The organism is Ruegeria sp. AB11, from assembly GCF_056536325.1.
The window spans coordinates 1,270,121-1,288,312 of the sequence record NZ_JBQFJO010000001.1 but is presented as its reverse complement, the minus strand read 5'-3'; the positions used below and the strand labels follow the sequence as shown (position 1 = coordinate 1,288,312).

Below are 18,192 nucleotides of genomic sequence, written 5' to 3'. Positions count from 1 at the left end.
TTTATAGGAGACGGGCTGATGGCAAAACCGCTTATGGCCAAGGCAACCGCCGTATGGCTGGTGGACAACACTACGATCAGCTTCAAGCAGATCGCGGATTTCGTAGGAATGCACGAGCTGGAGGTGCAGGGCATCGCGGATGGTGATGTGGCTGCTGGTGTCAAAGGATTTGACCCGATTGCCAACAACCAGCTGACTCAGGAAGAGATTGATACCGCGCAGAACAATCCGCTGCACAAACTGAAACTCAAATTCAACCCGGCGGCTTCAGGCGAAGAAAAACGCCGCGGCCCGCGCTACACGCCGCTCTCCAAGCGGCAGGACCGTCCGAACTCGATCCTGTGGCTGGTCAAGTTCCACCCGGAACTCAGCGATGGTCAGATCGCCAAGCTGGTTGGCACCACCAAGCCGACCATCCAGTCGATCCGCGAGCGGACGCACTGGAACATCTCGAACATGCAGCCGATCGATCCGGTTGCTCTGGGCTTATGCAAACAGTCCGAACTGGATGCCATCGTGCAGAAGGCGGCGGCCAAGAAAGCTGCTGAAGGCGGCGTTATGAGCGATGATGAGCGTCGCAAGCTGGTGTCGACCGAGCAATCGCTGGAAATGGATTCTGCACCAAAGATCCCGACCGCGATTGAAGGCCTAGAGACGTTCTCGCTGTCCGACGAGCCTGAAGACAAAGAAGACGATGAGCCAATCGTTGATGCCGATAGCTTCTTCAACCTGCCCAAAGGTGGCGGCGACGAAGAAGACGAAGACGATCTGCGCCCCTAAGACGCTCACGGCCCCGGTACCCAATAATCGGGGTCACATTCCCAAGGGAAACTGATGCTTAGCATTCTGTCAGCAGTTTTTGGACCGCACCGCGCCGTATCGATCTATGTGTTCCTGAAATCCTGGTGGTTGCCGATCACCGGCGCCATCGCGATGATTGCCATCGTTGCAGGCTTATTGTTGCTGAATGACGACGGCAAGCACGAGCACGAAGCGTTTCTAACCGTTGCCGTTTTGTCAGCGACGCCGATCAATGGAGACCTCAAAAACGGGGTTATTGCATCGGTGCGCCTGCCTGATGGTTCGGCAACTTCGATTACGTCTACAGAAGGCCCTATTGCGCGTTCAGTGGGCACTGAGGCCTGCATCGAAAAACGTGTGTACGTGGCGAGCGGTGAGCCGAGATACAGGTTCAAGCTGCCGCGGTACTGCGAAGCAGGTTAGTAAAGCAAAACCGCCCGGTGTCTGCACCGGGCGGTTTTTCATTCAGATCATCTGGAATGCGATGCCTGCGATGATGGCCCCGCTGATGCCCAGCCCCAGATAGGTTGCGAATACGCGAGGTTTGACCAGCGACCACACCGCCGCCATTGCGGGGATTGAGCTGACGGCTCCGGCCACCATGAATGACATCGCTGCACCTGCGCTCATACCCTGTTCCATAAGGCCTGCCAGCAGCGGTGGCGCTACGTAAGAGTTCAAATAGGCCGGCATTCCGACCAATGCTGCGACAACGATGGGAACAACGCCTTGACCGCCGACGACTCTGGCAATCAGGTCCGCTGGAACATAGCTGACCAACAGTGCTTCGAGCACGTATGCAAATGCCAGCCATTTCAGCAGGAACAGACCGTTGTGGACAAACTCAGCCCGAAAACGTGTACGGCGTTCAGGCTCCTTCCAGAACTGCCATACGGGCTTGTCATCCTTCTTTGGTCCGCATCCACAGCATCCCGCTGGTTTGTATTCGCGCAACGGCTGTGCGAACGCGCCGCCCTTCATCAGGGCGCGTACTGCGAATCCGCCGAACAGCCCCAAGGCAACGGCGGCCACGGCTTTGCCGATCGCAAATGGCCAGCCCAACGCACCAGCTGTGATAAGCAATGTCGGCGGGTCGATAAGCGGGGAACTGAGCCAGAATGCCATGACTGCCGATAAGGGCGCACCCAGGGCCAACAATCCCGCGATGAACGGGATGACTTCGCAGGAACAAAAGGGCGCCAGTCCGCCAAACAAGGCAGCAAGAAAGATCATCCGCGTCTCACGCCCTTCAAACGCGCGGGCTACCATCACTTCAGCTCCGGTTGCCTTAAGGTAGGACAGCAGCAAAACGGCAAACAGGATGTATTGCCCTGTATGCGCAAGTGCCTTACCGGCAAATGTCACGATTTCGGCCCAGTTACTTGGGTCAAGAACGGCCACCAGCACCAGGATGACCACGATCAGCGCCCACGGCGTTTTGATCAGACTGACCAGATTTCTCGCCGAGGGTTTGGGGTTTTGGGTCAACTCAGCCATCGTTCGCGGCCTTTTCTACCTCATCTGCACAGCATTCGCTGAGGATGAACTGCGCAAGATTTCTCAACTCATCAAAGCACGCCCGATTGATTGTAGTGCGCCCGATCTTTTCTTGTTCAACAACACCACCAGCAGCGAGAAACCGCAGGTGATGCGCCAATGTCGACGGCGCGATGCCCGTACGAGACTGGATTTCTCCGACAGTCAGCCCGGTCTCGCCGGCGCGCACCAACGTTTTCAGAACTTTCAGCCGGGCTTCGGACCCCATGGCCGAAAAACCGGCAGCGGCTTCTTCCCACACAAGCATTCTCCATATAACTAGTTTTATAGTTATTTAGCTTAATAACCAACCAACGTCAACCAAACAGATGAGAACGGCTATAAGTCCAGATTGCTTCCAACTTAAGTCCAGCCTATAACGACGCCATGGGCATTTCGGTCGACACGTTCTTTCTTGAGCGCAACGGGCAAGGCACGTTGCAGGCGCAGCTTCAGCAGCTGATCGCCGAAGGCATTCTTTCAGGGCGTTTTCATGTTGGCGAGAAACTGCCCTCGTCCCGCAAACTTGCGGCTCATCTGGGTGTCAGCCGGATTACCGTTACCCTTGCCTACACTGAGCTTCTGGCAAACGATTATCTGACCGCCAAAGGCCGGTCGGGATACTATGTGTCGGAAAACGCTCCGGTGCCGCCAACCTATGCCCCGGTTCGGCGTGATAACGAGAATGTAGACTGGGACCGTGCCTTTGCCCGCCGTTTTTCGGATGGCGATGTATTGACCAAGCCTAGCAACTGGCGCGATTACCGCTATCCATTCATCTATGGTCAGGTCGACAGAAAACTGTTCGACCACGCAAACTGGCGCCTCTGTGCAGTAAGGGCGCTTGGACACAAAGATTTCCATTCATTGACCGGGGACTATGTCGACCAGGATGATCCTCTGCTGCTTGAATTCATTGCAAGGCACACTCTGCCACGCAGAGGCATCGTGGCTCGGCCCGAGGAAATCCTGATCACTCTGGGTGCTCAGAACGCACTTTGGCTGGCCTCGCGCATTTTGCTTAACCGTAATCGAAGAGCCGCGATTGAGGATCCCTGCTATTACGCCTTGCGTGATCTTCTGATCCACTCAGACTGCCAGCTATCCTATCTGAAGGTTGATCGTGAGGGTTTGCTCCCAGATACGATACCGGACGATACTGACGTAATTTTCACCACTCCCAGCCACCAGTGCCCTACCACCGCAACGATGCCGGTTGATCGCCGCAATGCCCTGTTGAGCCGCGCCCGGGAATTGGACGCGATGATTGTCGAGGATGACTATGAGTTCGAGATGTCATTTCTGGGTGCCCCGTCGCCAGCGCTGCGATCGATGGATCGGGACGGGCGGGTAATCTATGTAGGCAGCTTCTCAAAATCTCTGTTTCCGGGGCTTCGTCTGGGTTACATGGTCGGTTCCGAGCCCTTTATCCGCGAAGCCCGAGCACTCCGGTCACTCGTACTGCGCCACCCTCCTGGCCACATGCAGCGCACAGCAGCCTATTTTCTGTCGCTCGGTCACTACGACGCTCAGATCAGGCGTATGTCCAAAACACTGCAACGCCGACGAGAAGCAATTGAAGAAGCGATCAAGCAGTATGGCCTGACGGTGGCAGGTCGCGGCATGCTTGGCGGCTCTTCGATCTGGATGCAGGCACCAGAACGTATCGACACGACAAAACTGGCAAGCGATCTGCAGCGTCAAAGCGTCCACATTGAACCTGGCGAGCCCTTCTTTTCCGGCCCGAACCGACCGCAGAACTACTATCGATTGGGGTATTCCGCAATTTCGTCAGCGCGCATCGGACCCGGCATCCAGCAAATCGCTGAGACTATTCGTCAGTCTTGAGGCGTACTGGACCTAAGTCACCACCAGTTCTGGCCCTAACGCCACAGACACCCGTACGCCAAAACCGACCAGAAAACCGGGTCCCTAACCCTGGTCCCGCCATCTATGATCGGAGATTACGCAGATGAAGATGACCACCGAAGAAGCCTTTGTAAAAACCCTGCAGATGCATGGCATCGAACATGCGTTCGGAATCATCGGCTCTGCGATGATGCCAATTTCTGACATTTTTGAGAAAGCTGGTATCACTTTTTGGGATTGCGCGCACGAAGGTTCGGGCGGAATGATGGCTGATGGCTACACCCGCGCGACCGGCAAGATGTCGATGATGATCGCCCAGAACGGCCCCGGCATCACCAACTTTGTCACCGCTGTTAAGACTGCTTACTGGAACCACACCCCGCTGCTGCTGGTCACCCCGCAAGCTGCCAACAAGACCATGGGTCAGGGCGGTTTCCAAGAGATGGAGCAGATGCGCATGTTCGCAGACTGCGTTTGCTACCAGGAAGAAGTGCGTGACCCCAGCCGTATGGCCGAAGTGCTGAGCCGCGTCATCATGAACGCCAAACGCGCGTCGGCCCCTGCGCAGATAAACGTCCCGCGCGACTTCTTCACTCAGGTCATCGACATCGATCTGCCTGCTGTTGTTGAATTCGAGCTGCCTTCGGGTGGCGCAACGGCTGTGTCCGAAGCTGCCGCGCTGCTGTCGAACGCAAAGAACCCTGTCATCCTGAACGGTGCAGGCACGGTTCTGTCCAATGGTGGCATCGAAGCGTCGAAAGCACTGGCCGAGCGTCTGGACGCTCCGGTTTGCGTTGGTTACCAGCACAACGACGCCTTCCCCGGCTCGCACCCGCTGTTCGCTGGCCCGCTGGGCTATAACGGTTCGAAAGCAGGGATGCAGCTGATCAAGGAAGCAGACGTTGTTCTGTGTCTCGGCACCCGTTTGAACCCGTTCTCGACCTTGCCGGGCTACGGCATGGAGTACTGGCCTGCGGATGCAAAGATCATTCAGGTCGACATCAATCCTGACCGTATCGGCCTGACCAAGAAGGTTTCGGTTGGTATCGTGGGCGATGCGGCAACTGTTGCCACCAACATTCTGAACCAGCTGTCTGATACAGCCGGTGACGAAGGTCGTGATGCGCGCAAATCGAAGATCGCTGAAACCAAGTCGCGCTGGGCGCAAGAACTGACCTCGATGGATCACGAGCAGGACGATCCGGGTACCACCTGGAACGAACGCGCACGCGCTGCCAAGCCGGATTGGCTGAGCCCCCGTAAAGCATGGCGCGCGATCCAGTCCGCTCTGCCAAAAGAGGCGATCATCTCGTCCGACATCGGCAACAACTGCGCCATCGGCAACGCCTACCCTTCGTTCGAAGAAGGCCGCAAATATCTGGCCCCCGGCCTGTTCGGCCCCTGTGGCTATGGTCTGCCTTCGGTCATCGGCGCCAAGATCGGCTGCCCGGATGTACCTGTTGTCGGTTTCTCGGGTGATGGTGCCTTCGGCATCGCAGTCACCGAACTGACCGCCATCGGTCGCGAAGAATGGCCTGCCATCACGCAGGTTGTGTTCCGCAACTATCAGTGGGGTGCGGAAAAACGTAACTCAACCCTGTGGTTCGATGACAACTTCGTCGGCACAGAGCTGGACACCAAAGTGTCTTATGCTGGCATCGCCAATGCGTGCGGCCTGAAAGGCGTCATCGCACGCACTCAGGACGAGTTAACCGCTGCGCTGAGCCAGGCGATCGAAGACCAGAAGAACGGCATCACCACACTGATCGAAGCAATGATCAACCAGGAACTGGGTGAACCCTTCCGCCGTGACGCGATGAAGAAGCCAGTTGAAGTTGCCGGTATCGACGCGGCTGACATGCGACCACAGCAGGTTTGATCGCTGTAAAATCAAAGTCCGGACCGGGTTCAACCGGTCCGTCAAACAAAAGCAGAGGAAGAGGCTTTCGCGCTCTCTTCCTCTGAGTGGTTAAGCCCCGCGTTCCTACGCTCCAGAGCGTTCAACACGCGCAGGCACCAAGGCGATTCGCCACAGGGAGAGAGATAACGTGAACCAACAACCAAACCTCAACCTATCCCCGCCTGTGTCAGATGAGATTCGCCGCACCACCTGCTACATGTGCGCCTGCCGCTGCGGTATCAACGTGCACATGAAGGATGGAAAGGTCGCCTATATTGAAGGCAACCGGGATCATCCGGTGAACAAAGGGGTGCTTTGCGCCAAAGGCAGCGCGGGGATCATGCAGGTGAACGCACCGTCGCGGCTGCGCGCACCGCTCAAACGGGTTGGACCGCGCGGTTCGGGTGAGTTCGAGGAAATCAGCTGGGATGAGGCCTTAGACATAGCAGTCGGTTGGCTGAAACCGGTCCGCGAAGACAATCCCGAGAAACTGGCCTTTTTTACAGGCCGTGACCAAAGTCAGAGTTTCACCAGCTTCTGGGCGCAGAATTTCGGAACATGCAATTACGCGGCGCATGGCGGGTTCTGCTCGGTGAACATGGCAGCCGGTGGCATCTACACGATGGGCGGCGCATTCTGGGAGTTCGGTCAGCCCGACTGGGATCACACCAAGCTGTTCATGCTGTTTGGTGTGGCAGAGGACCACGATTCAAACCCCATTAAGATGGGCATCGGCAAAATCAAGGCCCGCGGCGCGCGTGTGATCGGGGTCAACCCGATCCGCTCGGGATACAACGCGGTGGCTGATGATTGGGTCGGCATCACCCCCGGAACCGACGGCCTGTTCATCATGTCGCTGATCCATGTGCTCATGAAGGCCGGTAAAATTGACCTGGATTACCTCAGCCGCTACACCAACGCACCGGTCTTGATCAACGCATCCGAAGGCCCGGAAAAAGGTCTGTTCCTGAAAGACGACGACGGCAAACCGCTGGTCATTGATCGCAAAACCGGCGAGTTAACTGCGTTCGACAAACCGGGCGTGCGGCCTGATCTCTCGGCAACCTACGAGAAAGATGGGGTCACGCACCGTCCGGTTTTCCACCAGATGGCCGAACGCTATCTGGCCGACGAATACGCACCCGAGGCAATCGCCGGTAAATGCGGCGTACCTGCGACCCGTATTCGAGCGATCGCAGCCGAACTGGCCCGTGTGGCCTTTGATGAAGCCTTCGAACTGGACCATGAATGGATCGATTTCCGGGGCGAGAAACACTCGAAGATGATCGGTCGCCCCGTCGCGATGCACTCGATGCGCGGCGTCTCGGCCCACGCGAACGGCTTCCAGACCTGCCGCGCCCTGCATGTGTTGCAGATCCTGCTTGGGACCGTCGAAGTCCCCGGCGGTTTCCGCTTCAAGCCACCCTACCCCAAGCCGGTCGAAGCGCATCCGACCCCGCATTGTAAGGTGACGCCGAATACACCCCTGGACGGGCCGCATCTGGGATTTGTCCGCGGCCCCGAGCATCTCGCGCTTAAAGAAGACGGCAGCCCGGCGCGGATCGACAAAGCGTTTACATGGGAAAACCCGATGTCCAGCCACGGGCTGATGCATATGGTGATCTCGAACGCCCATGCAGGCGATCCCTACAAGATCGATACGTTGTTCATGTACATGGCCAACATGTCTTGGAATTCGACCATGAACACCAAAGGTGTCATGGAGATGCTGACGGACAAGGATGAGAACGGCGAATATGTGATCCCGCATATCATCTATTCCGACGCCTACAGCTCGGAAATGGTGGCTTACGCTGACCTGATCCTGCCCGACACCACCTATCTGGAACGCCACGACTGTATCTCGCTGCTGGACCGCCCGATCTGCGAGGCCGAGGCCGCCGCAGACGCGATCCGCTGGCCGGTGATCGAACCCGACCGCGACGTACGCGGCTTCCAGTCGGTTTTGATTGATCTCGCCAACCGCATGGGCCTACCTGGCTTTACCAACGAAGACGGCAGCGCCAAGTGGGTGGATTACGCCGATTACATTGTGAATCACGAACGCAAACCCGGCATCGGGCCATTGGCTGGTTTCCGGGGCGAAAACGGCGACAAGGAAGGCCGTGGCGAGGTCAACCCGGACCAGTTGGACCGCTATATCGAAAACGGCGGTTTCTACGTGGCCCATATCCCCGAAGGGGCCGACTATTATAAGCCCTGGAACAACGCCTATCAGGATTGGGCTGTTGGCATGGGTATCTATGACAGCCCGCAGCCCTACCTCTTCCAGCTCTATTCCGAGCCGATGCGCAAATTCCAACTAGCCGCCGAAGGCCACGGGGAACGCCAACCCCCAGATCACCTGCGCGCGCGGATCCAAGAGACTATGGACCCTCTGCCCATCTGGTACGAAACCGATCAAACCGGCAACGAAGGCTTCACCGTCAACGCTCTGACCCAGCGCCCCATGGCGATGTACCACAGCTGGGGCACTCAAAACGCCTGGCTGCGGCAACTACATGGGCGCAACCCGCTTTACGTCCCGACCAAGCTGATGCGTGAACACGGGCTGCAAGACGGCGACTGGGCCAAAGTCAGCTCTCCACATGGCGAGATCACGGTTCCCGTCATGGAGATGGCCGCGCTGAACGACAATACAGTGTGGACTTGGAACGCCATCGGAAAGCGCAAAGGAGCTTGGGCCTTGCAGGAAGACGCCCCCGAGGCCACCAAGGGTTTCCTGCTCAACCACCTGATCCACGAGCTGCTGCCCCCCAAAGGTGACGGTCTGCGCTGGGCAAACTCTGATCCGATCACCGGTCAGGCCGCCTGGTTCGATCTGAAGGTAAAGATCGAAAAAGCCGCCGCACCAAGCGACGCCGAAAGCCAACCCGAGTTCGATCCGATTAAATCCCCGGTTGGCACCGGTCCCAAAAATCTGGCGTGGAAGGTAGGAAAATGACCCAACTCCCCACATCTACCGACCGCAAAATGGGTCTGGTCATCGATTTGGACACCTGCGTCGGATGCCATGCCTGTGTGATCTCTTGCAAAGGCTGGAACACCGAAAACTATGGTGCACCTCTTTCAGATCAGGATGCCTATGGCGCAAACCCCTCGGGTACTTTCCTCAACCGCGTGCATTCCTACGAGGTGCAGCCAGCGGAAGGGCACGCCCAACTGATCCACTTCCCCAAATCATGCCTGCATTGCGAAGACGCGCCCTGCGTCACGGTCTGCCCAACCGGCGCCAGCTATAAGCGGGCTGAGGACGGTATCGTTCTCGTTAACGAAAGCGACTGTATCGGCTGTGGCCTTTGCGCCTGGTCATGCCCCTATGGTGCACGCGAATTGGATCAGGCCGAAGGTGTGATGAAGAAATGCACCCTTTGCGTCGATCGAATCTACAACGAAAACCTGCCCGAAGTGGATCGTGTACCCTCTTGCGTGCGCACCTGCCCGGCGGGCGCGCGTCATTTTGGAGACCTCGGGGATCCTGACAGCGATGTCAGCAAGCTGGTCGCCGAACGTGATGGTATGGACCTGATGCCCGAAATGGGCACCAAACCCGTCAACAAATATCTGCCACCCCGACCCAAGGACAAGATTGAGGAGCAGATCGACATTCTGGCCCCTCTGCTGGCCCCGGTCGCCGAAGAGCCCAAGGGTTTCCTTGGCTGGCTCGACAAGACCCTGGAGAAGCTCTGATGCACCCGGCCCCTTCCGTTATCATCTTTACCACACTGTCCGGCCTCGGCTTTGGCCTGCTGTACTTTCTGGGCTTTGGCACCCCTGACGTCTCGGGCATCACCGCTTTCGTGTTCTTCGCCATCGCCTTTGCGCTGGCCATCGGTGGGCTGCTGGCCTCTACTTTCCACCTCGGCCACCCGGAAAGGGCATGGAAAGCCTTTAGCCAGTGGAAAACAAGTTGGCTCAGCCGAGAAGGCGTCTGCGCCGTTGCAGCTTTGTCGGTGATGGGGCTTTATGCCATCGGCGTGATATTCCTTGGGCAGCAGTGGACGCTTCTCGGGGTTGTCGGCTCCATCCTTAGTCTCGCAACGGTCTTCACGACCTCGATGATTTACACCCAGCTCAAAACCATCCCGCGCTGGAATATGTGGGCGACCCCGGCGATGTTCATCACTTTCAGCCTTGCCGGCGGCGCGTTGCTGGCTGGTGCGGAAAGTATTGCACCCACGCTGCTGGTCGTCGCCGCCATTGTGCAACTGATTTACTGGGTCATGGGCGACAATGCGTTTCAAAACGCTGGTACCGATCTGGGCACCGCAACCGGCCTTGGCAATCGTGGCACGGTGCGTGCGTTCGAGCCGCCACATACCGGTACAAACTATCTGCTGCGGGAATTCGTGCATGTGGTCGGGCGCAAACACGCGCAAAAGCTGCGGGCCATCTCTTTCGCGCTGGCCTTCGTGTTGCCGATCTTGCTGCTTATCCTTCCAGCAGATGGCGTTGTCCTGAAACACATCCTGGCTTTGTTTGCTGTCATGTCACATCTGACCGGCGTCGCGGTTTCACGCTGGTTGTTCTTTGCGCAAGCAGAGCATGTGGTTGGGTTGTACTACGGCAAGCGCTGATGGGGGCTCTGCCCCCGTCGCGGCAAGCCGCGCCTCCCCCGAGATATTTTTAGCCAGATGAAGTTTGGATCCCGAATTGAAAAGGGCGGCACTCGATCTTCGAGGCCGCCCTTTCGATTCTGTGTGTTGACTTTAGATTAGTCCAGCATGCGCCATTGCGGCTTCGATAGCGGCTTTGGTGCTGTCTTCCAGCTCGGTCAAAGGCGAACGCACTTCGGTGCTGCATAGGCCAAGTTTGTTGAGCGCGTATTTTGCGCCGACCAAGCCAGGCTCGATGAAGATCGCTTCGTGCAGCGGCATCAGCCGGTCCTGATAATTCAGAGCCTTTTTATAGTCGCCTGCCAACGTAGCATGCTGGAATTCGGCACAGAGCTTCGGGGCCACGTTCGCCGTAACAGAAATGCAACCAACACCGCCATGAGCGTTGAAGCCCAGTGCTGTCGCGTCTTCCCCGGACAGCTGACAGAAATCGGCCCCGCAGCTCGCGCGCTGCTGGCTGACGCGCGCAAGATCACCGGTCGCGTCCTTTACCCCGATGACGCGCGGCAGCTTTGCAAGCTCACCCATCGTTGCAGGGGTCATATCGATGACCGAACGACCCGGAATATTGTAGATGATGATCGGGATATCGGCGCTGTCATGCAGAGTTTGGAAATGCGCCAGCAGCCCCTTCTGGGTCGGCTTGTTGTAATAGGGTGTTACAACCAGCGCCGCATCCGCACCGATTTTCTGTGCGAATTGAACGAACCGTATGGCCTCGACCGTGTTGTTGGACCCGGCACCAGCGATGACAGGTACGCGACCTGCGGCGGCTTTGACCACCTCGGCAATCACCGTTTCATGCTCTTCATGGCTGAGCGTCGGGCTTTCGCCGGTCGTACCAACCGGTACCAGTCCGGTCGAACCTTGCTGAATTTGCCATTCGACCAAGTGTTTGAGCGTATCCAGGTCCAACGCGCCGTTGCTGAACGGGGTGACCAGGGCTGGCATTGAGCCTTTAAACATGGAACGCTCCTTAGGTGTTTTTGCGCACCGGTCCGTCACGATTAAGGGTTTGTGAGTTGATCCCGGCGGCGCAAGGTTTATCCTGCATGGCTGTATCCTTGGTTTGTTGGGGAATGCAAGGGATGAGACGTATTCTGTCGCTTGGAATAGCGATGATTCTGGCGTTGGTGCTACAGCCGCAGGCCACTCGGGCGGATGCGACGCAGGATTTGCGCGCGGGGCTCTATGAGATGCGCAAGGGCGACTGGAATGCCGCGCTGCGCGTGGCAGGTCACCGTGGATCGGTGGCGCGGGACATCATTGTCTGGCATTGGTTGCGCGAGGGTTTTGGCAGCTCGGGTGACGTGCTGGTATTTCTGGAGCGGCGTCCGGATTGGCCCGGTCTGGCCTGGTTGCGCCGCAAGAGCGAGCCATCGTTCACCGCAGCCGATCCGGATCGGGTTCTGAATTTCTACGAGGGGATGCCTCCGCAAACCGCCGAAGGCGCGTTGAACTATGCCGTGGCATTGAAAAGCAAAGGCCGCAACGGTGAGGCCGAAGCCGACATCGTAACGGCGTGGCGGACAATGCCGATGGGGTCAGGTCTGCAAAAGAGCTACCTGGAGAACTTTAGCAAACTCCTAAAACCGCATCACGAGGCGCGATTGGACCGGATGCTGTGGGACGGGCATTTGGTCAGTGCAGGGCAGATGCTGCCCCTTGTCGATGCCGACTATCGCAAACTGGCCCAGGCCCGTATTGCCCTGCAAAAACGCCAGAACGGCGTGGATGGCAAGGTCGCTGCCGTACCTAAGGCACTGTCCAAGGATCCCGGTCTGGCCTTTGATCGTTTCGTGTGGCGGGATCGAAAGGAACTGGACGACAGTGCCATTGATCTGATGCTGGCACGTTCCACCGGACCAAAGTCGCTGGGCGAGCCTGACAAATGGGCGGAAGGCCGGCGTCGGCTGGCGCGGCTCGAGATGCGTACCGGTGATGCAGAGCGCGCCTATGCGATTGCCGCAAATCATCACATGACGCCTGAAATGGGCTATGGCTATGCAGATCTGGAATGGCTTTCCGGATTTCTGGCCCTGCGCAAACTGAATGATCCGGCCACAGCAGTACGGCATTTCCAGAATTTCTCGGGTGCCGTGCAATCGCCGATCTCGAAGGGTCGCGGTGGATATTGGCTGGGTCGTGCCCACGCGGCGCAAGGTGATGCGGACAAGGCGCACGAGGCCTATGCAGAAGGCGCAAACTATCAGACCTCGTTCTACGGATTGCTCGCTGCAGAGCAGATCGGCCGTCCGTTTGACAGCGAATTGGCTAGTCCACGCCGTGCACCGCATTGGAAACAGGCCGCGTTTGCGGACTCCAGCGTACTTGAGGCTGGGTTGCTGTTGCTGCGCGCTGGCGAGGGTAACCTGTCTGAGCGTTTCCTGACCCATCTGGTGGAGAGCCTCGATCAAACGCAAGCCGCTCAGTTAGGTGATCTCGTAATCGAACTAAATGAGCCGCATCTGGCCGTTATGATCGCCAAACGAGCTGCGACCACCGGCATGGTTTTGCCTGCCGCCTATTACCCGGTGCATCCGGTGGCTGATATGGGTCTGCCCATGGCAAAGGAGATGACACTTGCAATTGCCCGCCGTGAAAGCGAGTTCGATCCAGTTGTTATCAGCGGTGCGGGTGCGCGTGGCTTGATGCAGGTTATGCCAGCCACTGCCAAACTTGTGGCGCAAGATCTGGGCATACTAGGAGGGCACAAGACAGGGCGTCTGACCTCGGACTGGCAATATAACGCCAAACTTGGGGCGAATTATCTTGCGACACTGGCCGAGGACTTTAACGGCAATGTTGTGATGATGGCGGCTGGATACAACGCCGGGCCAAGGCGTCCAATCTCGTGGATGGAACGCTACGGCGACCCGCGTCGGGGTCAGGTGGACGTGATCGACTGGATCGAAACCATCCCGTTCAAGGAAACGCGCAACTATGTGATGCGCGTCGCTGAAAGCCTGCCCGTCTATCGCGCGCGGCTAGGTCAGCCAGCGCTCCCGGTGCCATTCTCACAAGAGCTAACTGGCTCGACTCTTTCGTCTTTCGCGCCATAGGGTGAACAGACCCGCGGCAATCACAATTGCTGCGCCCAGAACCACCTCAGGGCGCAGCGTTTCGTGGAAGATCGTGATGCCCAGAATGGCGCTCCACATCAGATGGAAATAGGCGAAAGGTTGCACTGCGCTGGCCTCGGCCATCTCATAGCATTTGATCAACAGCCAATGCCCCAACGCGCCTGTGATGCAGAGCAAACCCATCCATAGCCAGTCGGTTCTGGCCATCGGTTCCCAGAACCACACTCCAACAGCCGTCATTGCGACTGCGCCAGCCACGCCGGTCCAGAAAAAGCTGGTCGCGGTACTGTCGCGCCGTGCAGCGTATCGAGTCAGAAGGCCGTAGACCGCGAACATGAATGCCGAGATCAATGGCACCACGGCCCAGGGGTTGAACACTCCCGCACCGGGCTGGAGGATTATCAGGACGCCGATGCAACCGACACCTATAGCGGCCCAGCGGCGCCAGCCGACTTTCTCGCCCAAAACAGGGCCGCTGAGGGCGGCTATTAGCAGCGGATAGCAGATGAACACCGCTTGGCTTTCAATAAGCCCCAGGATGGTGAAACTGAAAACTGCCACGCAAATCTCACCGGCCAGCAAAAGGCCACGGAAAATCTGCAGCCCGAGCTGCTCGGTTTTCGCCGCCGCCCGCAGTCCCCCGGTTGACCTTGCAGCCACGGCAATCACGAAAGCGGCAAAGAACCAGTACCGGATCATCACAACCATGTAGGTATTGTAGGTGCCCGCCAGATGCCGTGAGATCCCGTCCTGTAACGCAAAGACAATCGTTGCTGCGATCATCAAGGCAATGCCAGCATTAACATTGTTTTTCTGGCTCATGTCTTCACCGCCCGCGTCATATGCCGCTTGCGACCAAAACCGGGGGTGCGTGTCACCTCGAACCCGGCATCAGACAAACCGCGACGCACAAAACCGGCGGCGGTATACGTTGCCGCAGTGCCATCTTGGGCCGTGTGATCAGCAACCTGCTGCATCAGGTCAGCGCCCCACAGTTCGGGGTTCTTCGCCGGTGAGAAGCCATCCAGAAACCACGCATCTGCAGTGTCATCCCAATTGGGCAATGTCTCACGCGCGTCTCCGACCATGACTTCAAGATGCAATGTGTCCAGCACACATTTCTGCCCATTCCAGGCATTTAGAAAGCGCTCAGCCCACGGCGTCACCTCGGGAAAGGCCGCCAAAGCGCGCGCCATATCATCGGGCGCCATTGGATAGGCTTCGAAACTCGTGAACCGCAGAGGTGTGGTCTGACCCGCTGCTTCCCAGGCCGACCAGACGGTCAACAGGTTCAGCCCGGTGCCAAAGCCCAGCTCGGCGATATGAAATCCCGGTGCAAAGCGCACGGGCAGATTATTTCCGGCCAGAAACACATGTCGCGTTTCTTCCAACCCGTTTTGCAACGAGTAGTAGGGATCATCGAACCGATCAGAGACCGGGATCTGATCCTCTGTCCAAGTGAGTTCGGCACGCTGGTCTGCCATCGGGGAATCCTGTAGCTAAGCGGCGCGACACTGAACAAGGAAAAGGGGATTGGCAATGGTCGATGTGACGGTGCGCGGCGCAGGGATATTTGGCCTATCGATCGCCTGGACCTGCGCAAGACGCGGCGCCAAAGTCCAGATCGTTGATCCCTTTGGCCCCGGGGCGGGCTCCAGCGGCGGCTTGGTCGGCGCGTTGGCCCCACACGTCCCCGAAAACTGGAACGCTAAAAAAGCGTTTCAGTTCGAAAGCCTCATCATGGCCGAACCGTTCTGGAAGCATGTCGAGGCCACAGGCGGGGTGTCACCAGGATACGCGCGGCTTGGCAGGCTGCAACCCATTGCAGACGCTCGGACATTGGACTTGGCCCGCGCACGCGAACTGACGGCCAAGGAACTCTGGCAGGGACAAGCCGACTGGAACGTCAGAGCGTTGGAAGAGATCGGTGCGTGGTGCCCACCCAGCCCAACAGGATTTGTCATACACGATACGTTGAGTGCCCGCATGCACCCTCGGCGCGCCTGCGCCGCATTGGTTGCATCGCTCGCGGTAATGGGAGTCGAGGTCACCACAAATGCACCCGACAAAGGGCAAGTCGTCCACGCGACAGGGCTTGCAGGCCTGCTGGAGCTAAGCGCAGCATTTGGCAAAACAGTCGGTAATGGCGTCAAGGGACAGGCGGCGCTATTGCGATTTGATGCGGGTGCCGTCCCGCAGCTGTTTGCTGATGCTATTCACTTTGTACCCCATACGGATGGCACACTCGCCATCGGTTCAACGTCCGAGCGTGAGTATGATGACCCAACCAGCACGGATGCGGCATTGGAAGAGCTGCTGGATCGCGCGATGCGGGCAGTGCCGGTGTTGCACGGGGCCGAGGTGATTGAGCGTTGGGCCGGTGTTCGCCCGCGCAGCAAGAGCCGCGCGCCAATGCTGGGTGCACATCCGTTGCACAAAGGACAATTTATCGCCAATGGTGGCTTCAAAATCGGCTTTGGCATGGCCCCGAAGGTAGCTGAGGTCATCGCCGACCTGATTCTCGACAACCACGATGCAATTCCTGATGGTTTTCGCCCCGAGGCGTCGCTGTGAACGCCGCATACTCTGAACCCACACGACTGAACCGCGACAGCCTTGTGTTGCCTGAGGTATTACGCCTGATCCGTGAAAGCTTTGCTTATATGGAAGGTCGTATTGATCCGCCTTCATCAATGCACCGCCTAACTCTGGACAGTCTGCGCAGGCAGATCGATGAGGGCGAGATTTGGGTGATCGGAGACCACCCCGACGCTGTTGTTTTTCTGACACCCAAACCGGGTCGATTATATCTTAGCAAACTGGCTGTAGACCTTCGACAGCGCGGTCGCGGTCTGGCCCGTATACTAGTCGAACAAGCTCAGGTCCAAGCACGCAGGTACGGGTTTGATATACTGGAACTACAGTCCCGGGTTGAGCTTGTCGAAAACCACGCGACTTTTGCCCGGCTTGGATTCTCAAAGACCGGTGAGACGGCCCATCCGGGCTTTGATCGGCCGACCTCAATTACCATGCAAAAAAGGTTGGGCTGAAGTTCAAAACCCGGCTTCGGCCCGCAGCTTCTTCATCAGCGCGTTCAGTGTGTTTTCGTAGCGCTCATTAGACAATCGTCCTTCACTATCGAATTCGTTGGAACTGTCGGCCAAATGCAATTCAGGCCCCTGCAGAATGCGAGGCTGAAAAGGAACCATGAAAGACCGCAGGATCATCTGAGCCCGCTCACCGCCGGCACGACCGGCTGCAGCAGACATCACTGCCACAGGCTTATCCATCCAAGGCCTGCCGCTGGTCCGGCTAACCCAATCCAGCGCGTTTTTCAGAACACCCGAAGGCCCCTTGTTGTATTCCGGCGTCGAAATGATCACCGCATGAGCCTGCGAAATCTGATCAGCCAACACATGTACCGCTTCGGGGATACCCTCACCAACCTCAACATCGCCGTCATAAAGAGGCAGATTCAAATCTGCCTCGATGAACGTACCGGCATCAAATAAACGCGCAGCCTCGCGAAGAAGTTTGCGATTGGTGGCATCTTTTCGCAGTGAGCCGGAAAGGCCAAGAAGGATCGGTTCGGACATGGGGAAACTCCGCTGTGGTGTTTCCCTCTTGTTAGACCGGGATGATCCTGAACCAAAGCCCACGTGACGCGCAGTCACTGTGCGCGAAACATCCGGTCAGGTATTGCCGCTGGGAACGACCACAATCTCAACCCGTCGGTTCTGGGCTTTTCCTTCCGGTGTCAGGTTCGACGCAATCGGATTGTTTTCACCCTGCCCCACGGTCGTGATGCGGGAAAAGCTGACACCGTTGGCCTGCAGAATATCGGCGACAGCATTCGCGCGACGCTCGGACAGACCCAGGTTGTATGACGCCTCTCCGTCACTGTCGGTATGACCGATAATCTGCACGTTCGAGTTCGGGTAGTTGACCAGGTTCTGCCCCACCTTCACCAGATCAGCGCGGAGGGCCGGACGCACGGTGGAGCTATCTGTATCGAAGGTGATATCATTCGGTACTGTAACGATCAGGCGGTCACCCGCGTTGACGATAGTGATGCCGTCATTGGCCAGCTGTTGCCGTAACTCAGCCGCCTGCCGGTCAAGCTGGTTGCCGATCACGCCACCGCCTGCGGCACCGATCGCACCGCCGGCCAGCGCCCCCAGCAACGGATCTGAATCATTAGCGATTGCGCCCACACCCGCACCGATCAGACCCCCAAGCAATGCGCCTTGTTTCGCATTCTTATTGGGATCTTCTTGCGCGGTTAGAGTGGCGGGGTCGGTACACGCAGCCAAAAAAAACGCCAAACACAGCCCGGCTGTTAGTACACATTTGGAAATCGTCATAA

General features: G+C 57.8%; 17 protein-coding genes. 10 read left to right on the top strand and 7 right to left on the bottom strand.

All coding sequences use genetic code 11. The annotated features are described in order from the left end of the window. Positions 1 to 18: 18 nt before the first annotated feature. Complete coding sequence (locus tag ACR3EJ_RS06580) at positions 19 to 780, top strand: DUF1013 domain-containing protein (RefSeq protein ID WP_170476161.1); 762 nt, start codon at positions 19 to 21, stop codon at positions 778 to 780. 54 nt (positions 781 to 834) lie between these two features. Then, positions 835 to 1,224, top strand: coding sequence for a hypothetical protein (locus tag ACR3EJ_RS06575; RefSeq protein WP_170545135.1), 390 nt, complete (start codon positions 835 to 837; stop codon positions 1,222 to 1,224). A gap of 42 nt (positions 1,225 to 1,266) precedes the next feature. Here ACR3EJ_RS06575 and ACR3EJ_RS06570 read toward each other — a convergent pair whose 3' ends face one another. Then, positions 1,267 to 2,298, bottom strand: coding sequence for a permease (locus ACR3EJ_RS06570; protein ID WP_170545138.1), 1,032 nt, complete (start codon positions 2,296 to 2,298; stop codon positions 1,267 to 1,269). Beyond that, on the bottom strand, positions 2,291 to 2,599 hold the full coding sequence (locus ACR3EJ_RS06565) for an ArsR/SmtB family transcription factor (protein WP_170476167.1): 309 nt from the start codon (positions 2,597 to 2,599) through the stop codon (positions 2,291 to 2,293). The genes ACR3EJ_RS06570 and ACR3EJ_RS06565 overlap by 8 nt, the downstream gene beginning before the upstream one ends. Positions 2,600 to 2,724: 125 nt before the next feature. Here ACR3EJ_RS06565 and pdxR point away from each other — a divergent pair, with 125 nt between their 5' ends. The 5 genes from pdxR to ACR3EJ_RS06540 all read left to right on the top strand — a co-directional run bounded on the left by pdxR (position 2,725) and on the right by ACR3EJ_RS06540 (position 10,704). Continuing rightward, positions 2,725 to 4,185, top strand: a complete 1,461-nt coding sequence (gene pdxR, locus ACR3EJ_RS06560; RefSeq protein WP_170476169.1) for a MocR-like pyridoxine biosynthesis transcription factor PdxR — start codon at positions 2,725 to 2,727, stop codon at positions 4,183 to 4,185. Positions 4,186 to 4,309: 124 nt separating this feature from the next. Then, on the top strand, positions 4,310 to 6,085 hold the full coding sequence (gene xsc, locus ACR3EJ_RS06555; RefSeq protein WP_170545141.1) for a sulfoacetaldehyde acetyltransferase: 1,776 nt from the start codon (positions 4,310 to 4,312) through the stop codon (positions 6,083 to 6,085). A gap of 169 nt (positions 6,086 to 6,254) precedes the next feature. Further along, a complete protein-coding gene (locus ACR3EJ_RS06550; RefSeq protein ID WP_170545144.1) occupies positions 6,255 to 9,071 on the top strand; it encodes a molybdopterin oxidoreductase family protein in 2,817 nt (938 codons plus the stop codon). Further along, positions 9,068 to 9,817, top strand: coding sequence for a 4Fe-4S dicluster domain-containing protein (locus tag ACR3EJ_RS06545; protein WP_170545147.1), 750 nt, complete (start codon positions 9,068 to 9,070; stop codon positions 9,815 to 9,817). The genes ACR3EJ_RS06550 and ACR3EJ_RS06545 overlap by 4 nt, the downstream gene beginning before the upstream one ends. Continuing rightward, the gene (locus ACR3EJ_RS06540; protein ID WP_010440886.1) at positions 9,817 to 10,704 is read left to right on the top strand and encodes a dimethyl sulfoxide reductase anchor subunit family protein; all 888 of its coding nucleotides are present in this window, start codon (positions 9,817 to 9,819) and stop codon (positions 10,702 to 10,704) included. The genes ACR3EJ_RS06545 and ACR3EJ_RS06540 overlap by 1 nt, the downstream gene beginning before the upstream one ends. 132 nt (positions 10,705 to 10,836) lie before the next feature. On the opposite strand, the gene dapA is transcribed toward ACR3EJ_RS06540, so the two are convergent. Further along, entirely contained in the window at positions 10,837 to 11,709 is an 873-nt protein-coding gene (gene dapA, locus ACR3EJ_RS06535; RefSeq protein WP_170545150.1) for a 4-hydroxy-tetrahydrodipicolinate synthase, read from the bottom strand. Between the two features lie 122 nt (positions 11,710 to 11,831). Here dapA and ACR3EJ_RS06530 point away from each other — a divergent pair, with 122 nt between their 5' ends. Next, on the top strand, positions 11,832 to 13,805 hold the full coding sequence (locus ACR3EJ_RS06530; RefSeq protein WP_170545151.1) for a lytic transglycosylase domain-containing protein: 1,974 nt from the start codon (positions 11,832 to 11,834) through the stop codon (positions 13,803 to 13,805). Here ACR3EJ_RS06530 and ACR3EJ_RS06525 read toward each other — a convergent pair. Both ACR3EJ_RS06525 and mnmC2 read right to left on the bottom strand, forming a co-directional pair. Beyond that, complete coding sequence (locus ACR3EJ_RS06525; RefSeq protein WP_170545154.1) at positions 13,770 to 14,648, bottom strand: DMT family transporter; 879 nt, start codon at positions 14,646 to 14,648, stop codon at positions 13,770 to 13,772. The two genes, ACR3EJ_RS06530 and ACR3EJ_RS06525, sit on opposite strands and share 36 nt — an antisense overlap. Then, positions 14,645 to 15,310, bottom strand: a complete 666-nt coding sequence (gene mnmC2, locus ACR3EJ_RS06520) for a tRNA (5-methylaminomethyl-2-thiouridine)(34)-methyltransferase MnmC2 (RefSeq protein WP_170545157.1) — start codon at positions 15,308 to 15,310, stop codon at positions 14,645 to 14,647. Before mnmC2 ends, ACR3EJ_RS06525 begins: the two co-directional genes overlap by 4 nt. Positions 15,311 to 15,365: 55 nt before the next feature. Between mnmC2 and ACR3EJ_RS06515 the strand changes: the two genes are divergently transcribed. After that, positions 15,366 to 16,400, top strand: coding sequence for an NAD(P)/FAD-dependent oxidoreductase (locus tag ACR3EJ_RS06515; RefSeq protein WP_170545160.1), 1,035 nt, complete (start codon positions 15,366 to 15,368; stop codon positions 16,398 to 16,400). Further along, positions 16,397 to 16,876: a GNAT family N-acetyltransferase gene (locus ACR3EJ_RS06510; RefSeq protein ID WP_170545163.1), complete on the top strand. Its 480-nt coding sequence runs from the start codon at positions 16,397 to 16,399 to the stop codon at positions 16,874 to 16,876. The genes ACR3EJ_RS06515 and ACR3EJ_RS06510 overlap by 4 nt, the downstream gene beginning before the upstream one ends. A 3-nt stretch (positions 16,877 to 16,879) precedes the next feature. Here ACR3EJ_RS06510 and ACR3EJ_RS06505 read toward each other — a convergent pair whose 3' ends face one another. After that, on the bottom strand, positions 16,880 to 17,422 hold the full coding sequence (locus ACR3EJ_RS06505; RefSeq protein ID WP_170476210.1) for an NAD(P)H-dependent oxidoreductase: 543 nt from the start codon (positions 17,420 to 17,422) through the stop codon (positions 16,880 to 16,882). Positions 17,423 to 17,518: 96 nt separating this feature from the next. After that, positions 17,519 to 18,190, bottom strand: a complete 672-nt coding sequence (locus ACR3EJ_RS06500; protein WP_170545166.1) for a YiaD family glycine zipper/OmpA-like lipoprotein — start codon at positions 18,188 to 18,190, stop codon at positions 17,519 to 17,521. Positions 18,191 to 18,192 lie beyond the last annotated feature (2 nt).